The organism is Streptomyces sp. So13.3 (genome assembly GCF_005860785.2).
Lineage (GTDB): Bacteria > Actinomycetota > Actinomycetes > Streptomycetales > Streptomycetaceae > Actinacidiphila > Actinacidiphila fildesensis.
In genome coordinates this window covers 2,684,722-2,696,594 of the sequence record NZ_CP048835.1, presented here as the reverse complement: position 1 = coordinate 2,696,594, position 11,873 = coordinate 2,684,722, and the positions used below count along the sequence as shown (strand labels likewise).

Annotated in this window: 11 protein-coding genes and 1 tRNA gene; 6 read left to right on the top strand and 6 right to left on the bottom strand. The window is 71.7% G+C overall.

The annotated features are described in order from the left end of the window. Nucleotides 1–55: 55 nt before the first annotated feature. Nucleotides 56–143: transfer RNA gene (locus C8250_RS12265), tRNA-Leu, on the bottom strand. A 220-nt stretch (nt 144–363) separates the two neighbouring features. On the opposite strand from C8250_RS12265, the gene C8250_RS12260 reads away from it, so the two are divergent. The 3 genes from C8250_RS12260 (at nt 364) to C8250_RS42955 (ending at nt 3,169) form a co-directional block, all read left to right on the top strand. Further along, the gene (locus C8250_RS12260) at nt 364–1,689 is read left to right on the top strand and encodes a M20/M25/M40 family metallo-hydrolase (RefSeq protein WP_138353372.1); all 1,326 of its coding nucleotides are present in this window, start codon (nt 364–366) and stop codon (nt 1,687–1,689) included. Between the two features lie 131 nt (nt 1,690–1,820). Beyond that, on the top strand, nt 1,821–2,054 hold the full coding sequence (locus C8250_RS12255) for a chaplin (RefSeq protein ID WP_138353266.1): 234 nt from the start codon (nt 1,821–1,823) through the stop codon (nt 2,052–2,054). A gap of 173 nt (nt 2,055–2,227) precedes the next feature. Further along, nucleotides 2,228–3,169: a chaplin family protein gene (locus C8250_RS42955; protein ID WP_138353265.1), complete on the top strand. Its 942-nt coding sequence runs from the start codon at nt 2,228–2,230 to the stop codon at nt 3,167–3,169. A gap of 110 nt (nt 3,170–3,279) precedes the next feature. Here the strand turns inward: C8250_RS42955 and C8250_RS12245 are convergent, their stop codons facing one another. After that, on the bottom strand, nt 3,280–3,468 hold the full coding sequence (locus C8250_RS12245; protein ID WP_138353264.1) for a DUF5703 family protein: 189 nt from the start codon (nt 3,466–3,468) through the stop codon (nt 3,280–3,282). Nucleotides 3,469–3,515: 47 nt separating this feature from the next. Here C8250_RS12245 and C8250_RS12240 point away from each other — a divergent pair, with 47 nt between their 5' ends. Next, nucleotides 3,516–4,124, top strand: a complete 609-nt coding sequence (locus C8250_RS12240; protein WP_138353263.1) for a hypothetical protein — start codon at nt 3,516–3,518, stop codon at nt 4,122–4,124. Between the two features lie 77 nt (nt 4,125–4,201). Here the strand turns inward: C8250_RS12240 and C8250_RS12235 are convergent, their stop codons facing one another. Beyond that, on the bottom strand, nt 4,202–6,367 hold the full coding sequence (locus C8250_RS12235; protein ID WP_232486140.1) for an ATP-dependent RecD-like DNA helicase: 2,166 nt from the start codon (nt 6,365–6,367) through the stop codon (nt 4,202–4,204). Nucleotides 6,368–6,708: 341 nt separating this feature from the next. Then, complete coding sequence (locus tag C8250_RS12230; RefSeq protein WP_138354774.1) at nt 6,709–7,689, bottom strand: aldo/keto reductase; 981 nt, start codon at nt 7,687–7,689, stop codon at nt 6,709–6,711. A 126-nt stretch (nt 7,690–7,815) separates the two neighbouring features. On the opposite strand from C8250_RS12230, the gene C8250_RS12225 reads away from it, so the two are divergent. Further along, nucleotides 7,816–8,865, top strand: a complete 1,050-nt coding sequence (locus C8250_RS12225) for an LLM class F420-dependent oxidoreductase (protein ID WP_138354775.1) — start codon at nt 7,816–7,818, stop codon at nt 8,863–8,865. A 144-nt stretch (nt 8,866–9,009) separates the two neighbouring features. Here the strand turns inward: C8250_RS12225 and C8250_RS12220 are convergent, their stop codons facing one another. Beyond that, complete coding sequence (locus tag C8250_RS12220; RefSeq protein WP_138354776.1) at nt 9,010–9,615, bottom strand: hypothetical protein; 606 nt, start codon at nt 9,613–9,615, stop codon at nt 9,010–9,012. A 306-nt stretch (nt 9,616–9,921) separates the two neighbouring features. Continuing rightward, complete coding sequence (corA, locus tag C8250_RS12215) at nt 9,922–10,914, bottom strand: magnesium/cobalt transporter CorA (RefSeq protein ID WP_138354864.1); 993 nt, start codon at nt 10,912–10,914, stop codon at nt 9,922–9,924. Between the two features lie 47 nt (nt 10,915–10,961). Here corA and C8250_RS12210 point away from each other — a divergent pair, with 47 nt between their 5' ends. Beyond that, the gene (locus C8250_RS12210) at nt 10,962–11,699 is read left to right on the top strand and encodes a histidine phosphatase family protein (protein ID WP_138354777.1); all 738 of its coding nucleotides are present in this window, start codon (nt 10,962–10,964) and stop codon (nt 11,697–11,699) included. Nucleotides 11,700–11,873 lie beyond the last annotated feature (174 nt).

The window sequence follows — 11,873 nt, the reverse complement described above, 5'->3', positions numbered from 1 at the left end:
GCGGACGAAAAAAACGGGCCAGGAAGAGTCCTGACCCGCAACATGATCAAAAACGTGGTGTCCGAGGGGGGACTTGAACCCCCACGCCCGATAAAGGGCACTAGCACCTCAAGCTAGCGCGTCTGCCATTCCGCCACCCGGACCGGGTGTACCGCAGGCCTCTCGGCCGCGGCGACGAGGTAAACCATAGCAAAGATCCCAGGGGCCCGATCACGGGTGCCGGTGTGAAGGGATCATGACGTGGGGCGGGTGGCTCTTGGGTGCGGGGGGCGGGCGGGGGAGTATGGGGAGCGGAATCCGCCGCGGTCGCCGGATGCGGGCGCGGGAGTGCGTGAGGGACGAGGAGACAGCGTGAGCGAGTCGATTTCGGGCGCGAGGAGCGACAGGAAGATCACCGGTGAGGACGAGGTCGTCGACCTGTGCCGGGATCTGATCCGGATCGACACCAGCAACTACGGGGATCACTCGGGGCCCGGCGAGCGCGCCGCGGCCGAGTACGTCGCCGAGAAGCTGGCCGAGGTCGGTCTCGAACCGCAGATCTTCGAGTCGCACAAGGGACGGGCGTCCACCGTCGCCCGGATCGCGGGGGAGGACCCCTCCCGGCCCGCGCTGCTGATCCACGGGCACACCGACGTGGTGCCGGCCAACGCCGACGACTGGACGCACCACCCGTTCTCCGGCGAGATCGCCGACGGGTGCGTGTGGGGGCGCGGCGCCGTCGACATGAAGGACATGGACGCGATGACGCTGGCGGTGGTGCGCGACCGGCTGCGCAGCGGCCGCAGGCCTCCGCGTGACATCGTGCTGGCGTTCCTGGCGGACGAGGAGGCGGGCGGCGTCTACGGCGCTCGGCACCTCGTCAACAAGCACCCGGACCTCTTCGAAGGGGTCACGGAGGCGATCGGCGAGGTCGGCGGCTTCTCCTTCACCGTCAACGAGAACCTGCGGCTCTACCTGGTGGAGACGGCGCAGAAGGGCATGCACTGGATGCGGCTCACCGTCGACGGCACGGCCGGGCACGGCTCCATGACCAACAACGACAACGCGATCACCGAGCTGTGCGAGGCCGTCGGGCGGCTGGGGCGGCACAAGTTCCCGGTGCGGATGACCAAGTCGGTGCGCGGTTTCCTCGACGAGCTGTCGGACGCCCTGGGCACCGAGCTGGACCCGGAGGACATGGACGCGACGCTGGCGAAGCTCGGCGGCATCGCCAAGATGATCGGCACCACGCTGCGCAACACCGCCGCCCCGACGATGCTCGGCGCGGGCTACAAGGTGAACGTGATCCCCGGCCAGGCCACAGCGCACGTCGACGGCCGCTTCCTGCCCGGTTACGAGGAGGAGTTCCTCACCGACCTGGACCGGATCCTCGGCCCGCGGGTGAAGCGCGAGTCGGTGCACTCGGACAAGGCGCTGGAGACGGACTTCGACGGTGCGCTGGTGGACGCCATGCAGACCGCGCTGAAGGCCGAGGACCCGATCGCGCGGGCGGTGCCGTACTGCCTGTCGGGCGGGACGGACGCGAAGTCCTTCGACGACCTCGGAATCCGCTGCTTCGGATTCGCGCCGCTGAAGCTTCCGCCGGAGCTGGACTTCGCGGGCATGTTCCACGGTGTGGACGAGAGGGTTCCGGTGGACGGGCTGAAGTTCGGCGTTCGAGTGCTGGACCGTTTCATCGAAAATTGCTGATGATTCGACCACCTGTGTCAGTCGAACTGAGACGGGTGAAAGCTCCCGCAGTTTCGTAGCTCGTTTCCTTCGGGGTCGTTACGACTTGTGCGGTCCGCGGCTGGGACCGCATTTCGAACTAGGAGGAAACCATGATCAAGAAGATCGTCGCTGCTGCTGCTGTCTCTGGTGGTCTCGTACTCGCCGGTGCGGGCCTGGCCGTTGCCGATGCCGGCGCGCAGGGTGCTGCCGTGCAGTCCCCGGGCGTGCTCTCGGGCAACCTGATCCAGATCCCCGTCCATGTCCCGGTCAACGCCTGTGGCAACACGGTCTCCGTGATCGGTCTGCTGAACCCCGCCTTCGGCAACAGCTGCGTCAACAAGTGACGTCATGTTCGACCCCTTGAGGGTCTGAACCGGGCCGGCCCCGGAGTGCTTATTTCCGCGCTCCGGGGCCCCTCGGTCTTTATGGGGGAATCGGACAAGGATTTCACAGCCGTCCGTTCCCTTCCCGGGGCCGCGACCCCGGGGCCTCACTGAGAGCGAAGGTAGGGAAGGCTATGCGACAGGTCGCGAAAAAGGGCCTGATCACCGTGGTCGCGACGGGCGGCGTTCTCGCTGCCGGCAGCGGCTTCGCGTTTGCGGACTCGGGTGCGGTCGGCACCACGTCCGACTCGCCGGGCGTCGGGTCGGGCAACAACGTGCAGGTGCCGGTGCATGTACCGGTGAACCTGTGCGGGAACACGGCGAACGTCATCGGGCTGCTGAACCCGGCGATGGGCAACAGCTGCGCGAACGTCTCGGGCCATGGAGGACGGGGCGGAGCAGGCGGTTCCGGGGCGGTGGCGCACGGCGGTGCCTCGCACTCGCCCGGCGTTCTCTCCGGCAACTCGGCGCAGGTTCCGGTCGACGTCCCGGTCAACGCGTGCGGCAACAGCATCACCGTGATCGGCGGGCTCAACCCCGCGATGGGCAACGGCTGCGGGAACACGGAGTGGCACGCGCCGCACGGCGACGACTGCTCGGGCCAGCCGGGCCACCCGGGCACTCCGGGGCACCCCGGAAACCCGGGTACTCCGGGCCACCCGGGCCACCCCGGTCAGCCTGGACATCCGGGCCAGCCCGGTCACCCGGGGAATCCGGGGCACCCGGGGACTCCGGGCAACCCGGACCAGCCCGGCAACCCCGGCACCCCGGGTCAGCCCGGTAACCCCGGCACGCCTGGTAACCCTGGCACTCCGGGTAACCCCGGAAAGCCCGGCAACCCCGGCCAGCCTGGTAACCCTGGGACCCCCGGTAACCCCGGCACCCCGGGCAACCCCGGCACCGGTCACTCCAACCCGGGTGGGCCCTCGTCGCCCTACGCTCCGGCCGCGCACCACCCGACCGCTCAGCTGGCCGCCACCGGTGGCGGCTCGATCGGGATGGCGCTGCCGACCAGTGCCGCGCTGCTGCTCGGCGGCGGGATGCTCTACCGCCGTAACCGCGCCGCCCGTCGCTGACGGCAGGAGAGCCGCAGGGTGGCCGGAAGGCCGCCGCGCGGCTCGGCGCACGGCTCGATGGGACCCCGCGGCGGCGGGGTCCCATTTATACGTTATGGGTGGATATCAGCTCACCAGGTTGCTCTGACCTGACGGATGATCCGGCGGCGCAGCCGCACCCGGCGGCTCCCGTCGGGGTAGAGGCGCAGCCGGTCCAACTCCCAGTGGCCGTACTCCGCGTGATCGGTCAGCAGTCGCGTCGCGTCCTTCCGGGACACACCCCGGGGGACGTACATCTCTGTGAATTCGTATTCCGGCATCGCATCTATTGTGCGGGCAACGCCCTGGTGCGGATAGCGTCTGCACCATGTCTGATGACGTGCAGCCCACCGTTGCCGAGGTACGTGCCGCCGCTGAGGCGGTCAAAGCCGCGCTGGACCGCCACCTTGAGGCGATCGAGAACCGGACGGGGGAGGACGACCCCGCCGTCTACACCGCTTTTGACGACCTCGCCACGGCCGCCGAGGCCTATGACGAGCTGCTTTACGACGCCTATGACGAGGTCACGCCGTTCGAGGTGCCGTCCGGTGACACGCTGCCCGAGTACGCGGGCTCCGATGAACCTGCCGCGATCAGCGTGCTGATCCGCCGCGATTACAGCATCGTGGAGCCGCAGCGGCTGCTGCTGCAGGCCCGGCGGGTCGCCGACGCCGACTCCGGACCGGACACCGGGGTGAACGCGGCCGTCGGCATTCTCTTCGGTGAGTACGAGCCCGACGAGATCGCCCAGCGGCACAAGGAGTTCGGGCTCGAGGAGGGCGACTCGACCCTCTGGGTCTCCGCCGCGGAGCCCACCGATCCGGGGGACTGGCTGGCCACCCCGTTCGATCAGGCCGACCCCCAGCTGATCATCTGCCGGTTCGACGTCAGCTCGGTCTTCGACGACGAGCTGAGCGCCCTCGACCCGGACAACTAGACCCGGACAACAAGAGCCGGACTCCGCAGCAGGAGCATGCGCCGGGGCGGACGGGTTTCCGTCCGCCCCGGCGCGGCTCACTCCGCCGCCTGCTCGCGCGCCTGCTCGCGCAGCACCGAACGCAACCGGGTCGTGCGGTCCTTCGCCGGAATGCCGGCCACCGCCTGGGCCAGGCCCTGATCGGCGCCCTGCACCACCGAAAGGTGGCGCTCGCCCCGGCCGAAGGCCGTGTAGACCCACGCACGGGTCAGCGCCTGCACGGCGTCGCCCGGCAGCACCACGACCACGGCGGGCCAGCGGAGCCCGGCGGACTGCTGCGCCGTCATCGCCCACCCGTGCCGCAGCGCCGCCACCTGGTCGCGCGGTACGAGGACCCGGGTGCCCGCGCAGTCCAGGTTCAGACCCTCGGGATCGGCGGACAGCACCGTGCCGGGCAGCGTCAGGCCAGGCTCCGGCGCGTACACCACCCGGTCGCCCGGGTCGAAGCCGCCGAACCGGCCCGGGCCGGGGTTGAGCCGTTCCTTGAGCGCCGCGTTCAGCACCTGGGTGCCGACCGCGCCGCCGTGGCCCGGCGTGATGACCTGGGTCTCCGTGGCGGGCACTCCGATGACGCGCGGCACCGAGTCGGCGACCAGCTGCACCGTGCGGTGCACCGCCTCGCGGGGGTCGCGCACCGGGACGATGACGACCTCCTTACCGGGAGCCTCCACCGCCGTCAGCTCCCCGATGCCGATCCCCGACACCAGCTCGCCGATCGGCCCCGGGTCCGGGGTCCTGGACGCCACCTGCGGACAGGTCTTCGCCGCCAGCAGATCCGCGAAGGCCCGGCCGGGCCCGGCCGACCACAGCACCCCGGGGTCGCCGCTGAGGACCAGCCGTGCACCGTCAGGAACGGCCTCCACGAGCGTCGCCGAGAGCTCCACGTCGAGCTGCGGGGCGTCCAGTACGGCCAGCACGTCCAGAGCCAGGCTCCCGTCGGCCTCCCGGCCCGGACCCTCCTGCCCGGACAGCAGCCCGGCGACGGTGACGGCGGTGTCCTCGCCGAGGTGCGCGGCGAGCCGTCGCCGGCCCTCCGCGGTGTACGCGGCGGCGTACGCGCGCAGCCCCAGCTCCCGCGCCGCGGCGACCAGCGCGGCCGGCTCGGCGCGGGCCGCCTCTCCGCCGGTGTGCGTGACGAGACCGCTGACGGCGGCGGCGCGGACCAGCGCGGCGGCGGACGGCGACGACGTGGCGGCCGCGGCGGACTCCCAGTCGAGATCGTCGCCTTCGAAGGTCTTGAGCAGCCGGTCCAGGCCGTCCGCGAGGCTCTCCTCGGCGAGCGCGTAGCGGTCGAGGCCGAGCAGCAGCCGGACCGGCGGCCCCTCGTCCCCCTCGTCCGCCGCGGCCGGCTTCGCCCCGGGGACGTCCTCGGTGTCCTGGAACACCAGCACGCGGCCCTCGGCGATGGCGGCGCTCAGTCCTTCCTCGGCGCCGGAGACCGACTGCTTCTCCAGCGCGGTGCGCAGCACGGACGATTCGAGGGCCGTGTGCCCCTGCTCGGCGGCCCGCTCCAACAGCCATACGACCAGGGCCCGTACGCGGCGCTCGTCGTCGGGCCCGCAGTCGGCGCCGAGCAGCGCCCGCGCGAAGCCGTCCGCGTGCTCGACCCGCACGCCGGCCAGCGACAACACCTGCCACGGATCCTCGCGCAGCGCCTGCGCCGCCCGTTCGCCGAGCGCGGCCACCGCGGGCTCGGCCAGCTCCGCCGGCGCCCCGCCCTCGGCCAGCACGGCCCGCACCGCCTCGACGGCGGCCGGGTCGTACACCACCGGCATCCGCGCGAGACGGATCGGTTCCTGTTCCGCCCGCTCCCGGACAGGCCGTTCAGCGGGGACGGCCGGAGCCGGGGCCGCGACGGGTTCAGCCGCGACGGGTTCGGCGTCGACGACCTCCTCGGGCTCGTCCTCCTCGTCCTCCTCGTTCTCCTCGGCGTCGTCGGTGCTCTCGGCCTCCGCCTCCGAAGGCTCCGAAGGAGTGGGCGGCTCAGAGGACTCGGCGGACTCGGCAGGCGCGGATTCCGCGGCGTCCTGACCTTCCGGAGCAGCGGCCTCCGGACCATCGACGACAGCCGCCTCGTCCGCCCCCTCGGAACCCTCCGCCCCCTCCGCGGCTTCGGCCCCCTCGGCAGCTTCCGCCCCAGGCACGGGAACGCCCGCCACGGCCGCCGCCTCGGCGGCCTGGAGCTTCGCCGCCTCCGCGGCCATCGCGTCGCGGCGCTTGCGGCGGGCGGCCGCGGCATCGCCCTTGGGGGCGGGGGCCGAGGGGTTGTCGCCGCGTTCGATGGAGCGCATGGCGGCGGCGAGGTCCGCGAGGTCGACCGCGGGCTTGGCACGGGCGCCGGCCCGCGCGGCCGGGGCGGGGACGAGCGGCGCGGCGGCATCGTCTATGACCCGCTCCTGGGCCCGCTCCGTCTCGGCGAGGCGGGCGGGGGCCGTGGGCGGTTGCCCGTCGGCGCCGGGCGTCGCGACGTCCTGGTCGGTGCGGTCCTCGGTCACGTGGGCCTCCGTGGTGCGGCGTGGTGCGGCGGATCCCCGGCCGGGCTCGCTCAGAGCGTGCTCCAGTCGTGATCCGGGTAACGGTGCAGCGGCGCCGACACATCGTCCAGCGCCTGGCAGATCTCACCCGGAAGACTAAGGGCCTCCACTGACAATGCCTGCGCCAGCTGCTGCGCGTTGCGCGCGCCGACGATGGGCGCGGTCACTCCCGGCCGGTCCCTGACCCAGGCCAGCGCGACGTCTATCGGCCGGACGGCGAGCCCGTCGGCCGCGGTGGTGACGGCGTCGACGATGAGCCGGGCGGTGTCGTCGAGGTACGGGTCGACGAAGGCCGCCATCTCCTCCGAGCCGCCGCGCGACTCGACGGGGGTGCCGCTGCGGTACTTGCCCGTGAGCACGCCCCGGCCCAGCGGCGAGGACGGCAGCAGCCCGATGCCCAGGTCGAGTGCGGCCGGCAGCACCTCGCGCTCGATGCCGCGCTGCAGCAGCGAGTACTCCATCTGCGTGCTCGCCAGCGGGGTGCGGCCGGGCACCGCGCGCTGCCAGGTCGCGGCCTTGGCGAGCTGCCAGCCGCAGTAGTTGGACACCCCTACGTACCGGGCCCGGCCGGAGGTGACGGCGATGTCGAGGGCCTGCAGCGTCTCGTCGAGCGGGGTGGCCGGATCGAAGGCGTGCACCTGCCACAGGTCGACGTAGTCGGTGCCGAGCCGCTGCAGGGAGGCGTCGAGGGCCGAGAGCAGATGGCCGCGGGAACAGTCGAAGCGCCGGTCGGGATCGGGCACGCTGCCCGCCTTGGTGGCGATCACCAGATCCGCGCGCGGGACGAACTCCTCGATGAGCCGCCCGAGCAGGTACTCCGCGCCGCCGTCCGCGTAGACGTCGGCGGTGTCCACCAGCGTGCCGCCCGCCTCCCAGAACGTCTTCAGCTGGTCGGCCGCGTCGCGTTCCCCGGTGTAGCGCCCCCAAGTGAGCGTGCCCAGGCCAAGCCGCGACACGCGCAACCCGGTGCGGCCGAGGTGCCTCTGTTCCATGACCGCTGAGATTACTGGTGAAGTGGCTGATTGGGCAGCAGTGACGAACCCGACAGGCGCGCGAAGCACGCCATGGCGCTAAAGTCCGGAGTGACAGAGACGTTACTCATCAGTAAGGGGAGCGGCATGCGGCTCGGAATCAACCTCGGCTACTGGGGCGCCGGGATGGATGCGGACAACCTGGCCGTCGCCCAGGAGGCGGACCGGCTCGGCTACGCGGTCTGCTGGGCCGCGGAGGCGTACGGTTCCGACGCCGCGACCGTGCTCTCCTGGGTGGCCGCGCAGACCGAGCGCATCGACATCGGCTCGGCGATCTTCCAGATCCCGGCCCGTACCCCCGCGATGACCGCGATGACCGCCGCCACCCTCGACTCGCTGTCCGGCGGCCGCTTCCGGCTGGGCCTCGGCGTCTCGGGACCGCAGGTCTCCGAGGGCTGGTACGGCACGCGCTTCGACAAGCCGCTGTCCCGCACCCGGGAGTACGTCGAGATCGTCCGCAAGGCGATGGCCCGCGAGCGGCTCTCGCACGAGGGCGAGCACTGGACGCTGCCGCTGCCCGACGGCCCCGGCAAGGCGCTCAAGCTCACCGTGCACCCGGTGCGCGAGCACATCCCGCTGTACATCGCCGCGATCGGCCCCAAGAACCTGGAACAGACCGGCGAGATCGCCGACGGCGCGCTGACGCTCTTCTGCGCCGCCGAGAACATGGAGGACACCTCGCTGGCCCCGCTGCGCGCGGGCCGCGCCAAGGTCGGCAAGACCCTCGAGGGCTTCGACGTCTGTCCGACGCTGCCGCTCGCGCTGGGTGACGACGTGGACGCGCTCGCCGACATCTTCCGCCCCTACACCGCCCTGTACGTCGGCGGCATGGGCAGCAGGAAGCAGAACTTCTACAACCGGCTCGCGCAGCGCATGGGGTACGAGAAGGAAGCCGCCGAGATCCAGGACAAGTACCTGGCGGGCGACAAGGACGGCGCCGCGGCCGCCGTCCCGCGCGAGCTGATCGACCGCACCAGCCTGCTCGGCCCGGTCGAGCGGATCGCGGACCGCATGCAGGAGTACGCGGCCGCCGGCGTCACCACCCTGACCGTCACCCCGGCCGGCTGGACGCTCGACGAGCGGGTCGCCGCACTGCGCGCGGGAGTCGAGGCCATGGAGCGCGCGGGCCTCGCGTAGCCGGCAGAGGACCGGCCCCGGTCCCGCGGAGGGCCGGGGCCGGTATGCAGGTCCCGGCGGCGGACCGGCGTCCGGCCTGAGGGCCGTCGGGTTCTAGGGCGCGTGCCAGGCGTCGTGGGCCAGGCGGGACTTTCGCAACACGCCCTAGCTGGGCACCAGCCGCCCCAGCAGCCGTCCGAACGCGACGAGCCGGGCTATCTGGCCCGGTCCGCCGTCGTCGAGCGACTTGCTGAACCGGAACGCCTCCGGACGGAAGCGGGCGGCGGCGACCGGCGAGTCCGGATCGCCCTGCACGGCGCTCAACTCGTGCGGCATCGATGTCGCGAGTACCAGGTACACCCCGCGGTCGACGCGCACTCCCTGCTCGTTCCTCCCGACCAGCGTCCGCATCCCGACATGGCCGATGGAGTTCAACGGGAGCACCTGCACCGACGAGTCCAGTACGGTCCCGCCGGGTGCGCTGTCGTCGGCCAACTCCTCGCTGTGCCACAGGATCAGCCGCCGGCCGTCGCAGACCGCCGCCTCCTGCCAGACAGACGTGCCGGCCTCCGTCAGATCCACCACCCGCTCCAGGGTGAAACCGAGGACCTTGCGGCGTCCGAGCACCCCCCTGATCGCGTCCAACGCGACGTCCGCGTGCAGGAAGTAGGCGTCGGAAGCGTCCTCGAGCCGCTCGTACGGCGACCAGTCCGACCCCGCCGGACCCGACCGGCGCGTGGTCGGGCGGCTCCTCGTCGCCTTGCTGAACATGTCCACCTGCTTCGCGATTCACGGCCTCGTTGGCCCCTCAGCCCCCGTTGCACCTTACCCAGGAGGTAGGACAGTGCGGGATGAGGAGGCTCGACCGGATCGCTGGGATCTGCGGCCGTGGTGGGGGCTCGGGGGTCTTCCCCGCCACGGCCGTCAGCAAACACAACGCCTCAGCGGGCCAGGAGTTACGCCTCGCGGGGCACCCGCCCCATACGGTCACGGCGACCCGCCGCGCACAGTCTGCCCGCCACCCCACACGGTCACCGCCACCCGCACCGCCCGGCCGCAACCACCCGCCCCACCCCGCTACAGCCACCCGCGCCGTTTGAAGAACCCGTACAGGAGGGCGACGATGCCCGCCATCAGCGTCATGACGGCCGGATAACCCCACGTCTGGTGGAGTTCCGGCATGTGGTCGAAGTTCATGCCGTAGATGCCGGCGATCATCGTCGGCGCCGCGGCCATCGCCGCCCACGCCGAGATCTTGCGCATGTCGTCGTTCTGCCGCACTCCCACCTGCGTCAGATGCGCGGCGAGGATGTCGGACAGCAGCCGGTCCAGGCTCTCGCCCTGCTCGTTCGCCCGGGTCAGGTGGTCGGCGACATCGCGGAAGAACGGCCGGCTGGCCGCCGAGACGAACGGCACCCCGCCGCCCGCGAGCCGGGCCATCGGGTCCATCAGCGGACCGGTGGCACGGCGGAACTCCAGTGCCTGGCGCTTGAAGGTGTAGATCGTGCTCGCGGTGTTGGCCGTGTCCCCGGCATTCGGGGTGAACACGCTCGACTCCAACTCCTCGAGGTCCACCTGCAGTTCGTAGGCGATCTCCACGTAGTGGTCCACCACTGTGTCGCTGATCACATAGAGCACCGAGGGCGGTCCGTGCTTCAGCAGCTCGGGATCCTTCTCCAGCCGCCGCCGCACCTCGGCCAGCGCGCTGCCCTCGCCGTGCCTCACCGTCACCACGAAGGCGTCACCGATGAACACCATCAGCTCACCGGCGGTGACCGTCGCCGCCGCGTCGTCGTACTCCAGCGGTTTGAGGACCACGAACAGCGAATCGTCGTAGACCTCCAGCTTGGGGCGCTGGTGTGCGGTCAGGGCGTCCTCGACGGCCAGCGGATGCAGGCCGAACTCGGAGGTCACCAGGTCGAACTCGTCCTCCGTCGGCTCGTGCAGTCCGATCCAGAGGAAGGCGTCGCCGGACGCCCGCGCCTGGTCCAGGGCATCGGAGAGGTCGTCGGGCCCCTCGGTCCGGTGCCCGTCCTTGTAGATGGCGCAGTCCACGATCACGAGGGCTATTCTTCCGCGATCCGGCGAAGTCACACCACCGACGTAGGCTGGCCCGCATGCCCACCGTGATCCTTGTCCGCCACGGGCGGTCGACCGCCAACGCCGACGGAGTGCTGGCCGGCTGGAGCCAGGGCGTCGCCCTGGACGACAGCGGCCGCGCCCAGGCCACCGAGCTCGCCGCCCGGCTGTCCGTGGTGCCGCTGGCCGCCGTCGTCACCAGCCCGCTGCAGCGCTGCCGGGAGACCGTCCAGCCGATGCTGGACACCCGCCCCGAGCTGCCCGTTCACACCGAGGACCGGATCGGCGAATGCCGCTACGGCGACTGGACGGGCCGCAAGCTCGCCGAGCTCGCCGACGAACCGCTGTGGGCCACCGTGCAGCGCCACCCGTCCGCCGCGGTCTTCCCCGGACCGGACGGCGAGTCGCTGCGGGCCATGCAGGCGCGCGCGGTCGACGCGGTACGGGACTGGAACGCGCGGATCGAGGAGAGCCACGGCCCCGACGCGGTCTACGCCATCTGCTCGCACGGCGACATCATCAAGGCCATCGCCGCCGACGCCCTGGGCATGCACCTCGACCTCTTCCAGCGGATCGCCGTCGACCCCTGCTCGGTGACCGCGATCCGCTACACCGCCTACCGGCCGTTCCTGCTGCGGCTCGGCGACACCGGCGACCTCACCGGGCTCGCGCCCGCGCCGTCCGCGGCGGCCACCGAAGCGTCGGAAACAGGCGGAAACGCCGCCGGGGGCACGACGGGGGACGCGGTGGTCGGTGGTGGCACCGGCACACCGTGATCGGCTTCCGCAGTAGGGTGGTGGACCGGCAGTGTTCCGCCGCCCCGGACCGTGTCCGGCGGTACGGAACGGCCGGTCACACCCATAACTGAGCCCAAACAATTGAGCACAGCCGCAACTGAGCACCGCCACAGCTGAGCAGTCCCACAGTCGAGCAGCCGCACAGTCGAGCAA